Annotated in this window: 12 protein-coding genes and 1 tRNA gene; 2 read left to right on the forward strand and 11 right to left on the reverse strand. The window is 30.7% G+C overall.

Going from position 1 to position 21,068, the window contains the following annotated elements; translation table 11 throughout:
- Window positions 1-144: 144 nt before the first annotated feature.
- Window positions 145-573 (reverse strand): cell division protein FtsL, encoded by a 429-nt coding sequence (locus OIF33_RS03695; protein WP_322502877.1) that lies wholly within the window; start codon window positions 571-573, stop codon window positions 145-147.
- Between the two features lie 78 nt (window positions 574-651).
- Window positions 652-1,584: a 16S rRNA (cytosine(1402)-N(4))-methyltransferase RsmH gene (rsmH, locus tag OIF33_RS03700; RefSeq protein ID WP_322502878.1), complete on the reverse strand. Its 933-nt coding sequence runs from the start codon at window positions 1,582-1,584 to the stop codon at window positions 652-654.
- A 351-nt stretch (window positions 1,585-1,935) separates the two neighbouring features.
- Between rsmH and OIF33_RS03705 the strand changes: the two genes are divergently transcribed.
- Window positions 1,936-2,032, forward strand: a tRNA-Sec gene (locus OIF33_RS03705).
- 102 nt (window positions 2,033-2,134) lie between these two features.
- Here OIF33_RS03705 and ychF read toward each other — a convergent pair.
- Window positions 2,135-3,232 (reverse strand): redox-regulated ATPase YchF, encoded by a 1,098-nt coding sequence (gene ychF, locus OIF33_RS03710; RefSeq protein ID WP_322502879.1) that lies wholly within the window; start codon window positions 3,230-3,232, stop codon window positions 2,135-2,137.
- A gap of 158 nt (window positions 3,233-3,390) precedes the next feature.
- On the opposite strand from ychF, the gene pdaA reads away from it, so the two are divergent.
- Window positions 3,391-4,188 (forward strand): delta-lactam-biosynthetic de-N-acetylase, encoded by a 798-nt coding sequence (gene pdaA, locus OIF33_RS03715; RefSeq protein WP_322502880.1) that lies wholly within the window; start codon window positions 3,391-3,393, stop codon window positions 4,186-4,188.
- Window positions 4,189-4,329: 141 nt separating this feature from the next.
- Here the strand turns inward: pdaA and OIF33_RS03720 are convergent, their stop codons facing one another.
- The 8 genes from OIF33_RS03720 to OIF33_RS03755 all read right to left on the reverse strand — a co-directional run bounded on the left by OIF33_RS03720 (window position 4,330) and on the right by OIF33_RS03755 (window position 20,899).
- Window positions 4,330-4,965 (reverse strand): cyclodeaminase/cyclohydrolase family protein, encoded by a 636-nt coding sequence (locus OIF33_RS03720; protein WP_322502881.1) that lies wholly within the window; start codon window positions 4,963-4,965, stop codon window positions 4,330-4,332.
- Window positions 4,966-4,993: 28 nt separating this feature from the next.
- Window positions 4,994-6,280 (reverse strand): glycosyltransferase, encoded by a 1,287-nt coding sequence (locus OIF33_RS03725; protein ID WP_322502882.1) that lies wholly within the window; start codon window positions 6,278-6,280, stop codon window positions 4,994-4,996.
- Window positions 6,280-6,996: a WecB/TagA/CpsF family glycosyltransferase gene (locus OIF33_RS03730; protein WP_322502883.1), complete on the reverse strand. Its 717-nt coding sequence runs from the start codon at window positions 6,994-6,996 to the stop codon at window positions 6,280-6,282. Before OIF33_RS03730 ends, OIF33_RS03725 begins: the two co-directional genes overlap by 1 nt.
- 16 nt (window positions 6,997-7,012) lie before the next feature.
- Window positions 7,013-8,110: a tetratricopeptide repeat protein gene (locus OIF33_RS03735; RefSeq protein ID WP_322502884.1), complete on the reverse strand. Its 1,098-nt coding sequence runs from the start codon at window positions 8,108-8,110 to the stop codon at window positions 7,013-7,015.
- A gap of 241 nt (window positions 8,111-8,351) precedes the next feature.
- Entirely contained in the window at window positions 8,352-10,079 is a 1,728-nt protein-coding gene (locus tag OIF33_RS03740) for a phospho-sugar mutase (protein ID WP_322502885.1), read from the reverse strand.
- Window positions 10,080-10,203: 124 nt separating this feature from the next.
- The gene (locus OIF33_RS03745; protein WP_322502886.1) at window positions 10,204-10,812 is read right to left on the reverse strand and encodes a 50S ribosomal protein L25; all 609 of its coding nucleotides are present in this window, start codon (window positions 10,810-10,812) and stop codon (window positions 10,204-10,206) included.
- A 198-nt stretch (window positions 10,813-11,010) separates the two neighbouring features.
- Entirely contained in the window at window positions 11,011-16,266 is a 5,256-nt protein-coding gene (locus OIF33_RS03750) for a glycoside hydrolase family 2 TIM barrel-domain containing protein (protein WP_322502887.1), read from the reverse strand.
- 193 nt (window positions 16,267-16,459) lie between these two features.
- Window positions 16,460-20,899: a glycosyl hydrolase family 95 catalytic domain-containing protein gene (locus OIF33_RS03755; RefSeq protein ID WP_322502888.1), complete on the reverse strand. Its 4,440-nt coding sequence runs from the start codon at window positions 20,897-20,899 to the stop codon at window positions 16,460-16,462.
- Window positions 20,900-21,068: the final 169 nt, after the last annotated feature.

Consider the following 21,068-nt stretch of genomic DNA (forward strand, 5'->3'; position numbering starts at 1 on the left):
ACATTCAAAAAGTTATCTTTAGAAAACTACTAAACTTATTAAGTTTATTTTTAAAAAATCAAATTAATAAATCTATAGCCATTATATAAAAAATTATGGATGCACTCTTAAAACAATAATAAAAGTGCACCCTAATTTATTCCCCTATTGCTTCCCTTCAGTAGTTTGGTCACCACTTAACTTAACCATATCATCCTTAGTTGGCAATATCATTTTTAGTTTGTTTTTAGCGACATCCTCTATTTTATCTAAAGAACTTGCTTTTAATATTTGAACCTTTAAAGCTTCATTTTCTGTTATGACAGAATTTATTTGCTTATTCATTGAATCCAACTGTTGCTGAGTCTTATAAACTTTTATATCTCTACTTATTGTTACCCCACCAACAACTAATATTAGAAGTACTATTTGTAATACACTTTTTCTTACTCTTTTGTCTTTTTGCTTTTTTCTTCTCTGTTGTTCGATTTTTTTCTTTTTCTTATCGTAGGTTTTTCTACTTGGTACAGTTTGCTCTTTTCTTTGTGGTTTAAGTGCAGAACTTCCATTATAATCAAACTCTTTTACAATCATCTCTTATCCCTCTCCAATTAATTTTTATTCCCCTTACTTAAAAAAATCTACTTAAACATTTGTTTCTAAAATATCATATTATAATTTCTCTATTACTCTTAGCTTAGCACTTCTACTCCTTGGGTTAAATTCTAATTCTTCTTTACTAGCATCTATAGGTTTTCTTGTTATAAGTTTAACTTCTGGCTTTCTATTACAAACGCATACTGGAAACTCGCTAGGACACGTACAAGGATTAGCTAATTCCTTAAATGCATTTTTAACAATTCTATCCTCTAAAGAATGGAATGTTATTATAGCCATTCTTCCGCCTTTGTTAAGTTTCTTAACTCCATCAAAAATAGTTTTGCTTATTATTTCAAGTTCTTTATTAACTTCTATTCTTATAGCTTGAAATGTTCTTTTAGCTGGATGTGGTCCCTCTCTTCTAGCCTTAGCTGGAATAGCAGACTTTATTATTTCAACCAATTCTAAAGTAGTCTCTATATTTTTTTCTTCTCTATTTTTAACTATAAAATTTGCTATCCTTTTAGCAAATTTTTCTTCCCCATATTCCTTTATTATTCTGTAAAGCTCTTCTTCTGAATATGTATTAACTATTTCATATGCTGAGAATTCATTATCTCTATTCATTCTCATATCTAAAGGAGCATCTTGCATGTAACTAAATCCTCTTTCTCCATTATCTAACTGATAAGAAGAAACTCCTAAATCCATAAGAATACCATCTACTCCCTCAATTCCTAAGTCAGTTAGGACATCATATATAGCATAGAAATTACTATGTACATAGGTAACATTTTCATACTCTTTTAATCTTTCTCCTGCTGCTTTTAAAGCATCTTTATCCTGATCAAATCCTATTAATCTTCCTTCACTTGAAAGCCTTTTAACTATTTCGCTTGAATGCCCTGCACCACCTAATGTACAGTCTACATATATACCATTTTCTTTTATATCTAAAGCATCGATGCATTCATCCAGCAAAACCGAAACGTGTTTAAATTCCATATAAATACTCCTTAATTTTTTAATTAATTATCATCTTTTGATTATTAAAATCATATTATATATCATCAATATAACTAAATTTATCTTCTTTGTTTTTATCAATAAATATTCTTAAACATATTTATTAATTATTAAATAATATGTAAATTATTATGCCTCTTACTAATTTACACTAGAATATCATATTATTGCAACTATTTTCCCATTATATATATATTTTATTATACATTATTCTATAAAAAATTAAAAATTCCTTTCAAAATTTATTATTTATAAATTAATACTATTAAAATACCCTTAGAAAAAAATTTGACATTATATTTATTTTGATGTAAAATTTTAAAATACTATGGGAGTAGATAGGGGCTGGTGTCTCTACAGGTCTTCAACACCTAGTTATGGTGCTAATACCATCATGGGTGGGTTCGATTCCCACATACTCCCGCCACAAAGCAAAAAGCTATTTGAAATTAACTTTCAAATAGCTTTTTTTCGTCTAAAAATGCTGTTTAAATTTGATGTAAAAAAGTTTCTATTTTTTACTTTTAAACTATACGTTGAATCTGAAGTTAACTATGTCTCCATCTTTCATTACGTATTCTTTACCTTCTAATCTATAAACACCTTTTTCTTTAGCAGCTGCTTCTGAACCACATTCTATTAAGTCATCATAAGAAACTACCTCTGCTCTTATGAATCCTCTTTCTATATCAGAGTGAATTTTACCTGCAGCTTGTGGAGCTTTAGTTCCTTGTTTTATTGTCCAAGCTCTAACTTCTTGTACACCTGCTGTTAAGTAACTCATTAATCCTAATAATTTATAGCTTGCTTCAATAAGTTTATCAAGGCCTGCCTCTTCTAATCCGTACTCAGATAACATTTCAGCCTTTTCTTCGTCATCTAATCCTGATAATTCTTCTTCAAGTTTAGCACAAACAACCATGATTCCTGAATTCTCTGATTCAGCATATGCTCTTACTTTTTGAACATATTCATTGTCTAAATTTCCTTCCATCATATCATCTTCTGATATGTTGCAAGCATATAAAACTGGTTTTGAAGTTATTAAGAATAAGCTCTTAACGAAAGCTTCTTCATCTTCAGTTACTTCTAAAGTTCTAGCTGGTTTATTTGCTTCTAAGTGAGCCTTTAATCTTTCCATTACATCATACTCAAACTTAGCAGTTTTATCACCTGATCTCACTAATTTCACAGTCTTTTCCATTCTTCTTTCAAGAACATCTAAGTCCGCAAAAATAAGTTCTAAGTTTATAGTTTCTATATCTCTTATTGGATCTACAGAACCTTCTACGTGAACAACGTTCTCATCATCAAAACATCTTACAACATGAACTATAGCTGCAACTTCTCTTATATGTGATAAGAATTTGTTTCCTAATCCTTCACCTTTACTAGCACCTTTAACTAATCCTGCTATATCATAAAACTCTATTGCAGTATATACTTTTTTCTTTGTGTTATATATTTTTTCTAAAACATCTAATCTCTTATCTGGTACACTTACAACACCTACGTTTGGCTCTATTGTACAGAAAGGATAGTTTGCTGATTCAGCTCCTGCTTTCGTAATAGCATTGAATAATGTACTTTTACCAACGTTTGGTAATCCAACCATTCCTAATTTCATCTATGTACACGTCCCTTTCTCATATTTAATTTCATACTTAATGATTATACTCTAGCTTAATATATATTTCAACAACTGTATTATGTTTCCTAATTATCCACCTAAAAATACAAATTAATCCTAATATATAACACATAATAAATTCGAGGTGATGTTTTATGATTAAGAAATTTTTATCATTATTTTTTTCAACAATGATAATTTTATCTCTTTCTTTAAATACAAAAATAGCAGCAAAAGAAATCAATAGTCCTTGCACAAAAGAATTTAACTGGTATTACTCTTATAACAAAGAAGAAGGAATCCCTCATGGCCCTAAAGAAACACCATATATATCTAAATATAAGGTACTTTATTGTGGAGATACTTCAAAAAAAGAAATTTTTCTTACTTTTGATGAAGGATATGAAAATGGAAATACAGGAAAAATACTTGATATATTAAAAGAAAACCAAGTACCTGCTGCCTTCTTTGTAACAAGACCATATATAAAAGATTATCCAGATCTTATAAAAAGAATGGATGAAGAAGGTCATCTTGTATGTAATCACACTTCTCACCATCCATCAATGGCTAAAATTCTTGATAAAGAAAAGTTTAAAAAGGAATTTACTGAGGTTGAAGAAGAGTATTTTAAAGTAACAGGAAAAGAAATGCCTAAATTCTTTAGACCTCCAATGGGAAAATACAGTGAGCAATCTCTAGCATCAACTGAAGAACTTGGTTATACTTCTGTCTTTTGGAGTTTTGCATATAGAGATTGGCTAGTTAATGAGCAACCTTCTAGAGAGGCTGCTAAGAAGAAAATATTCGATAAGCTTCATAACGGTGAAATAGCCTTACTTCATGCTGTATCTGATACAAATACTGCTATTTTAGATGAGCTTATAAAAGAACTTAAAGCTGATGGATTTGAATTTAAATCTTTAAATGACATAACACCTAAACAAGAATAATCTTTCTTCATAAAATCCTAAATATATTTAGAGGTCTAGCATAAACTAAAACACCTAGTCTACGCTAAACCTCTATAATATTTCTAAATTATTTAAGATTTAATACATATAAAATATAGATAAATTTAACTAAAGTTATCATTAATCTTGTAAGAAATTATTCTCTTTTAAAATTTCTTCTTTTAATCTAGTACTTTCATGTCTTATATGTAAAATTTCTTCTTTTATCTTTTTCACAAATTCCTCATCCTTTAAAAAGGCTAAGTTTATTTCCACATTAACTACAGAGCTATCTATGCAAGCACTAAGCATTATTGCACTAACAATTGCATCAGAAACTAAATTTCTATTTCCATACTTTGCAGCAAACTTTACATTATCAAAAAACTTTAAAGCCTTTCTGCTAAGTTTTAAAGGAACTATCATTGCACCCAAAGTACATTCATCTATTTTTTCACTTCTTAATTTCTTTTCTTCCTCTGTATCCTTAGGCAATTTATAACAGTCCATTAATGCACTAAAAGCCTCTTCGTCCCTATTCATGAAATCTAACATTTCATCATAGCTTTTTTTAGCCTCTTCAAGATTCTTGTCTAGAATCCTTTTATTTTCATCACTTAAAGATTCATAAACTTTTTTACCAACAGTTAAGCTATAAACCATTGAAGTTAAAGCTACTCCTACTGCTCCAACAATACCTGCCGCTGCCCCACCGCCAGGTGCTGATGAACTTGATCCTAAGTCTTCTATAAAATCTTTTATTGTTTGGTTTTTCATTAATTACCCCTCCATCAAATATTATTGCTTATTTTAATTTAAGTATATTATTTAATTTTTTTCCTATGCTACTCCATTCATATTCTTCATTAGCTTCAAAACTCTTACCAGAATCAATTAATTCTCTGCATTTATTTAAATCATCTAATATAGCTTCATATTTATTTTCACTAACTATACACTTATCCTTATTACTTATAACATTCTTTATAGGATCATTTTCATCACCTAGTATAACCATAATAAGATTTTTTGTTCCTAAGTAATCATATATTTTAGCAGGTATTTGTTTTGAATTTTTATTTCCTAAAACAAGAAGAACATCCCCATGAATCATATATCTTAAAGCTTCTTTATAATCAATTCTTCCATTAACACTTACATTGGAAAATTGTTTTAATGCTTCTTTTATGTTTTCATCATCTATATTTCCAAAGAATATTATGTTTAATCTATTAAATAATTCCTTATTGCTTATTTCTAATTCTTTTAAGGCTTTTATGAAAGGTCTTAAATCTCTAATCTTACTAAAAATCTCTCCAGCATAAATTAAATTTATCTTATCCTCTTTTAAAAGCTCTGGTTTCTCTTCTCTTTCAATCTCTTCATATATAGCTTTATTATATCCTCTAGTTACAATAAACATTTTATCATCTTTAACATTATACTTTTCTATAAAGTCTTTTTTGTTCTCTTCAGTTACAAATATATGTCTATCACCATTTAATACTACAGCTTTTTCCTGTTTACCTTCTATAAACTTTCTTATAAATCCAATATCTTCTCTTGATGGATCCTTAAGCCATGGATCACTCCAATATAAAACCCATGGTATATCCTTAAAAGCTTTTTTTATTCTTAAAGCGCAAAGATGACTTGAAGGTGGTTCATGCATAGAAAAAATGACATCAAACTTCTCTTTTTCCATAAGCTCTTTTCCATACTTTGAGGCCTTGAAGCTCCAGTTGTAATACATATCAGGAAAAATTATTTTATTTTTAATATTCCTCATAAGCTTCATCTTGCCATTAGCTTTTGTATTAGAAGGAACTTTACTTACTTCTTCATTATTAGGTTTTTTAGGCATTATCTTATTAAATAATTTTCCACCCTCAATTGCATGGACTTTTACCTTACTATCTAAAAGCTTAAGAATTTCTGCATCATAATAAATAGAGTTTTTAGGAAAATCTACTGTTAAAAGATGAACATTATTATTATCTATGTTACATAAATTATTTAAGTACATAAGAGTCTCAATAGATGCAGAATTATTAATCATTGGTGAATAGCAGGCTATAAATAAAATCTTCATTATTTTTTACCTCTTTCTTTAACTGATAAAAGTAAAAACTTTGGTATAGAGCCTAATCTCTTTATTCTCCAAGGTTCCTTAGCTACTCTATAAAGCCACTCCATGCCAATATTAATCATAAATTCCGGTGCTCTATTTACATTACCAGCCATAACATCAAAACTACCACCAACACCCATAAAAACTTTACAGCAAAGTTTATCTTTATATTTTTCTATAAATATCTCTTGTCTTGGAGCTCCCATTGCAACAAAAATTATATCAGCTTTGCTTTCATTAATTTTTTCTATTAAATCATTGCAATTTTCTAAATCAAAAAAACCATTATTACTTCCAACTACATTTATTCCTTTATAGTTATTCTCTATTTTTTCTTTACATGCAATAAGAGTTTCTTCTTTAGCTCCTAATAAAAATACTTTTAATCCACTTTCTTTAGCTTCCTCTAAAAGCATATTCATAACTTCAATACCAGCTATTTTTTCTTTTATTTCTATGCCGTTTATCTTAGCTGCAAGAAGTGTTCCAACTCCATCTGGAATTATTAAGGCATCTTCTTCAGTAAAGCTATTTCTTAAAAATTCATTGTTTATACCATTAAATAAAACCTCTGGATTTCCAGATATTATGTTGACTCTTTCTTTATTTTTTATTTCTTCTAAAAGTTTCTTTTTATCCTCTGAAAATATCCTATATCCTAATAACTCCCTATACATATCTCGCTCCTAAAGGCTATTTAATATTATTATTTTTCATAAATGTTTCTATTTCTTTTACTATCTCATCATCCTTATTAATAGCTTTAGCTATATCTAAATGCTGTTTAGCATCTTCAATCATCCCTGCATTTAAATAACAAACTATTAAATTAGTACAAATCTCTATATCTCTTGTACTTTCAAAGGCTTTTCTTAAGTATTTAACAGCCTCATCATATATACCTAATGAAGCATAGTTTATTCCCATTTCATTAACAGCTTCAACTATACTATCATCAATAGCTAAGCATTCATTTAAATAATAAATTGCCTTTTCAAAATTCCCTAATCTTCTATAAGCTGTAGCAATATAGTATCTTAGTATAGCATTATCTTGAAACTTATCTGCTAAAGGAATAAGTCTTTTTAAAGCATCTTCTGGCTCTTCTAATAATTCTTCTTTTCCTTCTTCATAATCAGCTGAATCCTTTATTTCATTATATAAAACCTCAACTATTTCGTTTCTTTCTCCACCCTTAGCTAAATATTCATTTATATCAACATAAGCCTTATCATATTGTCCCATATCATTGTAAGCTATTGCTGAATAAAGGTATGGAAGTGCTAAGTCACTTCTATGAGCCTTACATTTATCACATATTTCTAATTGAGTTTCATTATAAGACTTATTTTTCTCTCTTAAGGATTCACATATTAATAAAAGATTTTCATAAACATCAGTATCATCAGAAATCTCGTTTAATCCTTTTAAAAGCATGAAAGCCTCAACCATATTTCCATCTTTAACCTTATCAGCTACTATTTTTTTCACACATGGAATAGCATCATCTATTAATGGAATTAACTTTTTATAATCTTCATTAAATCTAAAATCTTTATCTCCGCCTAAAGCAAAAAACATGCCTTCAACTAAATAGTTTATTTGTAGTGATTCTAACTTATATCCACTCTTTATATCACTTGATAAATGTCTTGGATCTATAGGAACATACAATTCTTTTATATTTACTTCCTTTTGATCTTTACCTAAACTTTTAATAAGCCCATTCCCATCTACTTCTAAAAATAAAAGTTGTGATAACTTCTCTTTTGCAAATGTATTAAAACTCATATCTCTATCTCCTTAACTAACTTTTACTAACTATTTTAATTCTATCTAAAAATAAAATTTATAAACCTAAATTTATTATACATCATAAATTTCGAACTATATTTTATCACAAAATAAAATTTAGTTCACCTTAATATGTATTAGTTATATATTATAACACTTTAATCATCTCTTTGGTGTAGTCCTATTTAAAAATATAAAAAGAGCTGTATAAAATATACAGCTCCTTATCTCACCTAGACTATTTTAGCTTAGTATTGATTACTTCCATTATAGCATTTTTGAAAGTTTCAGTTTTTTCTTTTGAATCCTCTAAGCTTGAACCTTTTACTGATAAGTAAACTTTCATCTTAGGCTCTGTGCCTGAAGGTCTTACAACAAACCATGAATCATCTTCTAAAACATATTTTAAAACATTTGACTTTGGAAGATTAATCTCTTTTTCTTCTCCTGTTAAATTATTTACTTCTTTGCTTAACTTATAATCAAAAGATATAACAACCTTAACACCATTTATTTCTTTTAAAGTTTCATTTCTTAAGCCATCTATGCACTTAGCAATTTGTTCTTGTCCTTCTTTTCCTGCAAGCTCTATTGATACTAAGCTTTCTTTGAAATAACCATATTTGTTATAAAGCTCTATTAAACCATCATAAAGAGTTTTTCCTTGCCCTTTATAGTATAAAGTCATTTCAGCTATTAGCATTGAAGCTACAACAGCATCTTTATCTCTAGCAAATGTACCTGCTAAGTATCCATAACTTTCTTCAAATCCAAATAAGTATTGATTTGAACCTGACTCTTCAAACTCTTTTATTTTTTCTCCTATATATTTAAATCCTGTTAATGTGTCTATTAATGTTACACCATATTCCTCAGCCATCTTTCTAACTGATTCTGTAGTAACTATAGTTTTTATAACAGCTCCATTTTCAGGTAACTCATTCATTTCTTTTAATGAACTTAAAATGTAATTAGTTAATAACATACCTGTTTGGTTACCACTTAAAACTTGATATTCTCCCTCATTGTCCTTAACAACAACACCTATTCTATCACAGTCAGGATCTGTTCCAAATATTATATCTGGTTGAATTTCTTTAGCCATATCTAAAGCTAATTCAAACACTTTTGGATCCTCTGGATTTGGATATGGTGCAGTTGGGAAGTTTCCGTTTGGTAATTCTTGCTCTTTAACAACGAAAACATTCTCATATCCAAGCTCACTTAATATTCTTCTTACAGGAATGTTTCCTGAACCATGGATTGGAGTATATATTATTTTTAAATCTTTAGCATGCTCTTTAACTAGTTCTTTTCTTATAGTTAAAGTTTTTAAAGCATCCATATATTTTTTATCTATTTCTTCGCCAATGTAAACTAAAAGACCTTTTTCTAAGGCTTCTTCTTCACTCATTGTTTTTATGTTGGCATAATCTGTAATTTCATTAACATATCCAATAACAGCTTTAGCAGGAGCATCTGTTAACTGACATCCATCATCTCCATAAACTTTATATCCATTATATTGCTTTGGATTATGTGATGCTGTTATAACAATACCACCATTACAATTTAATTCTCTAACTGCAAAGGATAACATTGGAGTTGGTCTTAAAGATTCAAAAAGGTTAACTTTGATTCCATTTGCACAAAGAGTTAATGCTGCTGCCTTTGCAAATTCCTTAGACATATTTCTTGAATCATAAGCTATTGCAACTGATTTATTTCCATCATAATTATCATTTAAATAATCAGCAAACCCTTGAGTAGCTTTTCCAACTGTATAGATATTCATTCTATTAGTTCCAGCACCAATTATTCCTCTTAATCCACCAGTACCAAAATCTAATTCTTTGTAAAATCTATCTTCAATTTCTTTTTCATCTGATATCGTTCTTAATTCATCTTTTATTTCTTCTGAAATACTACTAGAGTTTAACCATTCTTCATATCTTTCTTTATACACTGCGCTCTCTCCCCTTTTGTATTTTATTTCCACAGATATTATACTACATTATTTTATAATATGAAAATAAAAAAATTGAGAATGGAATTATTTTACTATCAATTCCATTCTCAATTTATTAATATTAATTCTCTTTTTTAGCTCTATTCTCTTCTACTTGTTGATCCACAACTTCTTGAGTTATTATTTTTTGATCATAGCTTATAGAAGCCACTACAGAATCGAAATCATCAACTACTGTTATCTCACTTCCACATTCGATATCAGAAACCTTGAACTGATCTCCTTTTTCGGCCTTTTCTACATTCAGTTCTACACACTTTGGAATATTATTAGGTGAACATTTTATCTTTATGCCCTCTTTATTTTTTTGTAGTACAGCATCTATGTTATTTACATGAGCCTCACCAATATAATTTATAGGCACAGTTGTTACTATTTCTTCGTTTCCATCAACCTTTTCTAAATCTATATGTACAACCCTTCTACTTACAGGATCTCTTTGAACTTCTTTTATAAGTGTATTCATTTGTCCCTCTTGTGAATTTACATTTAAAACTCCATGCTCTCCAGCTACAGCAAGTGCATGATTAAGTTCTAGCTCTCCTATTTCAAATAAAAGATTATTCATTCCTTTTCCATATACAACTCCAGGAATTAATCCGTGTCTTCTGCTTCTTCTACTTGAATGTCCAGTCTTCTTTTCTCTTTGATTTACATTTAAATTTTCCATAATCATCCCTCCTTTTAAGTATTATTTCCGAAAAGGCTCTTATTATTCACCTTAAAAGTAAAAAAAGAAGAGACTATATCAAAAGTTAAACAATAAAACTTATAAATAATATGAAGAGAATATCTAGCAATTCTCTGAATATATTTATAAGTTTTATTTTAAGTTATTTTTGATACAGCATCTTCTATTAATTATTATTTAGTTTAATGCTTTACGACTTGTAAAATCTAATTCATAATGATCTATTTTTTCATCTTTATTTAAATCATATTTTTCAATAGTTTCCCATTCGTCAGCATTATCTGTTGAATTCTTTCCGTAATGTTTAGAAACCATAGCTAAATCACCGATTTCAAATTTACCATTTTCATTTAGATCACCTGTAGTTCCAGTTATTTTTAGACTTTCAAATTTTTCTAAAGTAGCATTTAATGAAAGTTTAACATTTTCTTTCTCTTCATTTGAAGATTCGCTATTATTATAAACTTCCTCTGCTAAAACTATAGCCTTTTCTAACTCACTCTTAGAGCCACTATGATATTCTCCAACATTAACTCCTTCAACTGCATTATTGTGTATTTCCTTAGCATTATTTATTAATGTTCCTAATTCTTCATCAGCAACCTTAACCTCATAAGTGAACATTGCATTGGCCCAATCAGTATGATCTTCCCAGTCATGTCCATTCTTTAAAGTTTTTAGAGTTATCTTAGAAGCTCCTTTTATATCTAGCTTAATATTCTTAGATCTTTCTCCTGGTTTAACAACACCACTATCATATACTTCTTCACCATCTACTAAAACTTTGAATATAGCTCCATCACTCTTAGAACCTGTTTCAGTATCTAAGCCAATGTAAGATTCAAAATAATCATAATCTTTACCTGAAACATCGTAGACAATAGTTGAATCTGTATGTGTTCCTAATCCTTTTTCAAAACTCATAGACTTTAATCCATCAGTTAATCTTATTTGATTTCCATCAACTGAAGTATCTTTCTTTGGAGTACTCCATCCTTGATTTGCACTTTCCCAATCTAAATCACTTGCATATTCTCCTCTAGCTACGTTAACCGTTGCAATAGTTTCAAGGTTTTTACCATTAACCTCAGCTACTCCATTAACTTTTATTACCCCTTCTTTTGAGTAATCCTCTTCTAAAATTTCATCCCAAATTACATTAGTAACTACCTTCTCACCGTCAGTATAAACTATTTCTACTGAATTAGGTAAAACTGGTTCTTTACCTATTATTGTTTGAACATCTATTTTATCAGCCTCAACAATATCTCTAACAGTTATATTAGCAGTTATTTTATTTGAAGTTCCCTTAATTGTTCCTTCTACTTGGAAAGTTCCAATCTTACTGTATGACTCAGGATCTATTTCATTCCAAGTTATGCCTACTTCTTTCAATGCTCCATCAGTAAGTTCTACCTGTGTTTTCTTTGGTAAAACTGGTGCTTCTCCAACTAAAGTTTTTACTTCTATACTTTCCTGTTCTCCCTTAACCTCGTAAGGAGCATCTAATTTATTTAATTCCATCGGTGATTGAGCCTCTGTATTAATAGGTCTTAACACCATTCTATATACGTAATCTTGATTTGGATAAAGAGTATATTCTGGTTTTGGTCTAGCACCCCAGGCATCATCTCCACCTACTCCCATTTGTCTATAGTTAACATTAACCACAACATCCTCTGATTTTACAAGTTCATGAGGATGCTTCTTACTTCCAAGTTCCTCTTCTGTGTAATGAAGAGCTGATGCTTCTACATAAGGATCTCCTGAAACCATTAATCCAACTCCATCATTATTAGTAAGAGTCATCCATCTTATATCAGTTTTATTTCCCATTTCTGATGGCTCTATATATTTAAAGAATTGATCTTCTACAGTTGAACTATATACTCCTACATGAGCTCCTTTATTTCTATCCCAATAGTTTTCTTGAGGTCCTCTTCCATACCAGTCTAAGTTTTCAAATTCAGCTGGCATATTAAATTCCATTCCAATGGCAGGAATCTCTGGTAGATTTGAAGCTCCTGGATTAAGTTCAGAAGTTATAACAACCTCTCCATCTCCATAAACTTTTATTATATTTTTATAGTTTGAAGCCGTTGTAGTCGGTAAAGTAGCACTTGCTTCTATTGTTACAAACTTTCCACTTTCATCCTCTGTAACAGTAACATTACCTATTGTTCTATTTTTACCTGCATTCTTCCATGTTCCTGTTCTATTTGGCATTCCATTTTCTTTATCATTATCAACTGGCGCTCTCCAAAAATCAGGTTCTATTGGAGCACTTAATAATTCTTTTCCATTGTTTTTGAAAGAATCAATGTTACCTTTAACCTTATTGAAGTTTAATTCGAAATCAGTTCCTCTTAAAGTTAAATTAGTATCATCGTTATTAGTTATTTCAACATCATTCATTGAAGCAACATCTACTACATCCTTACTTTCCTCTGAAAAATCAATTCCAAATTGTTCTGTAGCTATTATATGCCCTGCATTAGCCCACTTTTCATCCTCTAAAGTTTCAAATCTTATATTTAACCAATACTCTGCTCCATTATCTATAGATTCTGGTCTATTTAAATCAATCTGAACATTGGTTCTTTCAAGTGGACTTATATCTAAGTTCATTTCTCCACTTTGAACAACTTCATCATCCTTATTTAATTCCCAAACCATCTTATATTCATTAAGATTAGTAAATAAGAATTCATTTTCTATCTCTATTAATCCTTCAGCAGCATTTACATTATTTATTTCTATATTTTGATAACCATACTTAACCTCTTTAAGTTGTGGCTTTTCTTCTCTCTCAGCTGTAATCATTCCATTTGCACAGAAGTTATCATCATTAGGATTATCTCCCCAATCTCCGCCATAAGCTAAATACTTAGTTGATCCATCTTGAGAAGTACTTTCTTCCTTCCACTCTTCAAAGTCCATCCATAAAACAGTGTTTTCATCTGGCTTTCTATTTTCATCATTTAATTCATCTTTGCTTAAGGCTCTATTGTATACACGTACAGAGTCTATAGCAGCATTACTTCTACTATTCTTTTGAGCATCTCCTCCTATTGTTAATGGATAATTACTCGCTGTAATTGAACCTGTGTAGTTTGTCGATGCAACTTCCTCTCCATCTATATAAAGTTTAAGTTGGTTTCCATCAAAAGTACCTGCAATCTTATGCCAATTATTTACCCAATCACTTGGTATCTCCATAGTCTTAGCAGCAACCCACTCACTTCCATTAGCATCATAAATAAAGAATTCTATTGCTCTCTTACCAGTATGTTGGAAGTTAGCTGTTTCCTTTATAGCAAATTGAGTATCTCCTTTTGCTACAAAAACATTGTCTTGATTACCACCTTCCGGTTTAACCCATGCTTCTAAGGTTACTCCTTTTCCAGTAACATTTAATTCATCAGCTTGATCAAAAGTCATATAACCTTTAAATCCTTGTCCATCTTTTCCCTCAACAGCTTCTCCTTCCTTAGGAATTCCTTTAAAGCCATTAGAACTAGAATCAGGTGAGTATTTAATTGTCTCTACATCTTTATATAAAGCTTGGTCAACCCAGTCCCATATAAATCCACCTTGGAGATTATCATACTTTTCAAAGGCCTCCATGTATTGATCAAAGTTACCATTACTATTTCCCATAGCATGAGCATATTCACAAAGTATGAAAGGTTTGCCCCCTTGCTTTCCTATGTTTTCAACCGCATTTGGACTTAAATACATGTGACTATATATATCAGAAACTGTAGGATCACTATAATCTCCCTCGTAATGGACAGGTCTTGTTGTATCATTATCGTGTATCCAATCAGATAAAATATTAAATGTTTCTCCTCCACCAGCTTCATTTCCTAAGGACCATATGACAATAGATGCATGGTTTTGATCTCTTTGAACCATATTTTTAACTCTATCTAGACAAGCTCCAAACCATTCTGGCATATCTCCTGGTAGATAGTTTCTAACTCCATGAGATTCTATATTAGCCTCTCCAACTAGATATAATCCATACTCATCACATAATTCTAAGAATGCTGTATTATTTGGATAATGAGATGTTCTAACTGAATTTATATTATTTGCCTTCATTAACTCAATATCTTGTATCATACTTTCAATAGAAACAGCTCTTCCGTCATTTGGATCTGTTTCATGCCTATTAACCCCTTTAAACATTATAGGCTGTCCATTTATAAGCATTTGCTCTCCATGTATCTTGAACTCTCTGAATCCTATCTTTGTACTTGTAGCCTCAACTTCATTTCCATCCTTATCTTTTAAGGATAAAACCATAGTATATAAATTCGGATCTTCTGCTGACCATTTTTTAGGATTTTTAACGTCTACATTAGCTGTTAACTTAACTTTAGTGGCTTCACTATTATAATCTGTTGCTCCATTGAAATCGGTACTCATTGTTATTGGAGCATCTAAAACCTCTTCATAATTTTCATCATAAAGCTTAGCCTCTACAGTGTACTCTTCATTGTTTTTCAAATAATTTGTAAGCTCCACATCCAATTTTAAGTTGGCATCTGTATATGTGTCATCTAACTCCGTTTCTATTTTAAAATCTCTAATTTTAACTTCTGGTGTAGAATATATTGAAACATCTCTAAAGATACCACTTAATCTTATAAAATCCTGATCTTCTAGCCAGCTACCATCACTCCATCTAAATACCTGAACAGAAACAGTATTTTCACCTTCTTTTAAGTAGTCAGTTATATCAAAATCATCTGCAGTGTAACTATCTTCTCCATATCCTACTTTATGTCCGTTAATCCAGAGGTAAAAAGCAGATTCAACTCCTTGGAAAGACATATAAACCCTTCTGCCTTCTTTCCAATTATCAGGAACTGTAAATGTTCTCTGATAAGTTCCTACTGGATTATATTCAGTTGGTGCATTAGGTGGCTTAGGATTCTCTCTTCCTGTCCAAGGATATGTTGTATTGGTATATATAGGATAGTCAAACCCTTCAGTTTGCCAGTTGCTTGGAACTTTTATCTTAGTCCATCCTGATGTTTCAAAACCGTTTTCATCAACTGCCGTAGGTCTATCTGCAGGCTTATCTACAATATTGAAATCCCACTCGCCATTTAAAAGTTTATGGTACTCTGTATCAGTTCTTACCCCTCTCTCATTTACAGGTTTCTTAGAATCCTCTAAAGCTAATTCACTATTACTAAAAGAAGTGAATGATGCATGAGATTCTTCTCTATTAACTTGATAAATCTCAGGATTATTATTCCACTCTTCTCCGGTAAATTCCTCTCCTATAGTTGGCATTTCACTATCTGGATATTCCCTTGCATCTACACTCTTTCCCCCCAAAAATAATTGGTGTGATGTTGTAGCTAAAAAGCTGCCTAAAACAACTAGGGCTACAGTTCTCTTGCTCCCTTTTAACAAATTCTTCTCCCCCTTTTAAATTTTTTTATATACTAGACAAAGTATTAAACTTTTAGTCAATATAAGCTTAATTTAGATTAAGATGAATAAAATCTCATTCTAAATCCCCTCTCATTTTGCAAAATAAAAAAGCTCTCTATTATATTAATATTCATAGAGAGCTAATTTTATTTCTAATTTTTATTCCTAATTTTTACTTTAAAATTTCACTAGATATAAAGTTTATTTCATATTCACCTACTAATCCATCACCATCTAAGTCAAACTCACTGTTATTAGAACCAAAATTCTTAGAAGCTAGGGATAAGTCTCCTAAATCTATTTCTCCATTTTTATTAAAGTCTGCTCTTAATGGATTGCTTTCCTCAACAGTAAAATTAATAGTATAAACTTTCTTTGTACCATCTTCTGCTATAACTTTTATTTTAGTAACTCCAGGTGCAAATTCAGTATTTTCTATTTCAATAGTAGCATTTGAATCTTCTGATGTTGCCGTTACTTCTGGAGCATTAATTGTTCCCTCTGGTAACTTGACTTCATATTCTAATACATCTTCTTGGAATTCATCCATAGATTCTCCACTAATAGAAATACCACTTAAATTAGCATTACTACTAGCAACTCTACTTTCTATTGAAGAAATAGTTAAATTGTTTAATTTTCCTTTTAACTTATCATTTCCATTACCATCTGCACCTATAACTAATGGTAGATCACTAACTTCTAAGGTTGCACTTGGTTTTACAGTCTTATCTAACTCTCCATTTATATAGATGGAAGCCTCTCCTTTTGAATGTTCAAATACAACCTTTATATTAGTCCATTCATTTAAAGGTATTGCTTTATTAGATACAAATTGAGTTATTGATCCTTCAGCATGGAATCTTAATTTTCCTTGAGGAGATACATCTATTAAAAACCCACCTTTACCAGTTCCATTATTTATTTTTTGAGCTATCTTTTGCCAATATCCTGTATATTCATCTAAATAAACCTCTGTTTCCACAACAATATTATCAGTTAACTTTAGTGAATCATTACTTTCAACCTTTATATATCCATCTCCAAAGTCTGCAGCTTTTCCATCCTCTGAATCTACTTGAGTTATATTTCCAGTTATTACTCCATGGAAATTATTTTCTGAACTATCTTCTCCTAAATTTAAAGGATTTTCAAAGTCATAATCAACAATGATGCTCTCATCCACAATTACATATGGCTTTATTGCTATTTTATATTCTCTATTCATAGTTCCATCTTTAGATGTAACTTTTATTAATGCCTCTCCTGGAAGTTCTTCTGGCTTTATAATTTCAACATTGGCACCTGGAGACATAGCTTCTGCCTCAATGTTTAAATTTTGTAGGTTTTCTCCCTTTTTAAATTCATAAGAGTACTCATAATTACTTCCATTAAATCCTTCTAAACCATTTCCATTTATTGCTACGGATTTAAGTTCTGCATTACTTGTTGCATGAACCTTTGTTAACTTAGCATCTCCAAAACTTCCATGGTCAGAACCTATACCATTTCCACCATCTTTAACTACTAATTTAAGAGTTTCTTTTCCAGCTATAGGAACCTTAACATGCTTTTGTGGAGTATCGCCTGTCATTAAACCACTATCAAAAACTTTTTCATCATCTAAATACACTTCAAATGATATAGATGCTACTGAACCAGCCATCTCTTGATCTACTCCAACAAAAGTTTCAAAATAATCATAATAGTCTAAACCATCTAAGTTATAAACTATTTCTGAATGAGCATGAGTTCCTATTCCTTTATCATAAGAAACTCCCTCTCCATTTTCACCTTTTAATGTTATTGTATTTCCATCACAGCTAGCATCCTTCTTTATTGTTCCATAGCCTATTGAAGCGCTTTTCCATTCTAAATCACTTAAATAAACACTTGTTTCAACTGCAACATTCTCTGAAGCTTCTCCTACTCCTTCTGAATTCTTTGCAACTACATAATATACATAAGTGTAATCATCATCTGAAGGAGCATTTTCATCAATATATTCTTCTGTTTCTATACTTTCTGCTATTAATTCAAATTCTCCTTCTCCTTTTCTATAAACATCATAGCTTTCTGCAAATTTTGCTTTATTCCACTTTAATGAAACTGAGTTATCACCACTTCTTAAGGCCTTTAATCCTTCAACCTTTACTGGTTTTTCCATAGGCATTCCTTCAACTTTGTATTCTCCACCAACTTCTGTAGGGAATTTAACTACATTTTCTGAAACAACCTCTGGCTTAATCTCATTTCCATCTGCATCTGTTATAACTGCTTCTGTTATTCCTTGATATTCTAAATAACAGTCATTACCTGATCCTGATTTAATCTTTAAAAGATTTAATGAATTATTATTCCAATTAGCTGAAACCTCAAAGTTTCCTCTAGCTTTTAATCCATCAAAGCTACCATCTTCCCAAGCTGCTGGTAAAGCTGGTAATGGATTAATTGTACCTAAATGACTTTGTATAAGCATCTCAGACATTCCAGATACAGCTCCCATATTTCCATCTATTTGGAAAGGTGGATGAGTATCAAATAAGTTATCTAATGTACTTGTAGTTAATTGATTTTTTAACAAACTGTGAGCTCTATCTCCATCTAATAGTCTAGCCCAAAGATTTATTTTATTGGCCTTAGACCAACCTGTTCCTCCATCACCTCTGTGGTTCATTGTAACCCTAGCAGCATCATATAATTCTGGAGTATCCTTTTGGTTTATTTGAGTTCCTGGATAAAGTCCTACAAGGTGTGAGATATGTCTATGCTTATTATTTGGATCATCTATGTCATCCTTCCACTCTTGTACTTGTCCATATTTACCTATTTGTGGCTTTAAGAGTCTCTCTCTTTTATCTTCTAACTCTGCTCTAAATTCCTCATCCACTCCTAAAGTTTCACTAGCTTTTATAGTATCCGTGAATAACTGCCAAATAAGCTCTTGGTCAAAAGTTGTTCCAACAGTCCTTGGTCCTTGTTCTGGAGAATAACTTGGTGATGAAACTAAATATGTTTTTCCATCACTATGAGTATATTCAACTAAAAACTGAGTCCAAAACTGAGCAGCTTCCTTCATAATAGGATATATATTATCTCTTAAATAATCCACATCATCAGTGAACTGATAGTGTTCCCAAAGATTTTGACTTATCCATGCATTTGACGTTGGAGCCCATCCCCAATCGAACTCCCAACCCATAGCTGTGAATCCAAAAGGATTATTCATGGTATTTACTGTCCATCCATTTTTCTTTTCTGGTGCATCTTCTATTCCACAATGCATTTCTGCAGTAACTCTTCCAGGCTCTCTTAAACTCTCTACATATTCAACTAAAGGAATAGCAGTTTCAGATAGATTCGCTACCTCTGCTGGCCAATAATTCATCTGTAAATTTACGTTAAAATGATAGTCTGAGCTCCAAGGCGGATTATTAGAATTATTCCAAACCCCTTGTAAGTTAGCTGGTAAACTTCCCTCTCTAGAAGAGGAAATTAAAAGATATCTTCCATATTGGAAAAATAAAGTTTCTAAACTGTTAGATGGATTTGTTTTATATTCTTCAAGCATATCATCAGTTGGCTTGTCTAATTTAAGTTCTCCTAAATTTAGATTTACTCTATCAAAAAGCTCCTTATAATCCTCTAAATGTCTGTTTTTTAGCTCATCATATCCTAAAGATATAGCATTATTTACTCTTTCTGTTACTGCATTATGAGGATCCTCACCCTTATAAGTTGGATATTCATTTACATAATCAGTTCCTACACTCATTATTATTGTCACTTCGTCAGCATTTTCAACACTTATTTTGTCTTCTTTATCTTGAATTGAACCTCCACTATTAATCACCTTAATTTGAGATTCATATTTCATTCCATTGTCTGGTATAGCTCCACTTAAAGTTAATGTATTATTTTCAACTGAAAGTTGCTTTCCATCATGAGCACCCTCATTTCTTACATCAACAGTTATTGAAGATCCCTTATCAGCCTTTAGTTTGATAACCATTACATTATCAGGATAACTAGTGAAATATTCTCTTTCATAGTTTACTCCATTATAAGTGTATTTAACTGTAGATAAAGATTCCTCAATATTAAGCTCTCTTCTATAGTTAGTAACCTTACTACTTTCATGAGATTTGAAATCTAAGAAAATATCTCCAAAATTTTGGTAAGCTCCATAAGCTCTTTGATCTCCACATACCCTTTGATATAATTCATTTGATGGAGTACCACCTTCGTCTAATATTCTTCTTATCTCCTGTACAGCTTCCCAAGCTCCCTCTTTGTTTCCTCCATTATAATCTTCCCAAGCTCCTGGTCCACCTGACCATAAAGTTTTTTCATTATATTGTATTCTTTCGCTTTCCACACTTCCAAAAATCATTCCACCAATATATCCATTTCCAATTGGAAGCGCCTCATTTTCCCAATCCGTAGCTGGCTCATCATACCATAATGCTAACTTATCTAAATCAATGTTTTCATTTGAAATATTATTTCCTATTTCATTGAAGCTACTAGTTTTAGCAAAGGAATATACAGATTGACCTACTACCATTAAGGAAACTGCTAAAGCTACTTTCTTTAAAAATTTTCTTTTCATGATTCCTCCCCCTTCTATAATTTTCTTCTTAATCATAATAACATATTCTTACATTAATTGTAATATTTGTAATTAAAAAAAAGCTGTATCTTTACTTAAAATTTAATAAAGTATTTAAAGAGTTTTTCATTATATACTTTATTATTTAAGTATTATAGATACAGCTTAA

The organism is Clostridium sp. LIBA-8841, assembly GCF_034439435.1.
Lineage (GTDB): Bacteria > Bacillota > Clostridia > Clostridiales > Clostridiaceae > Sarcina.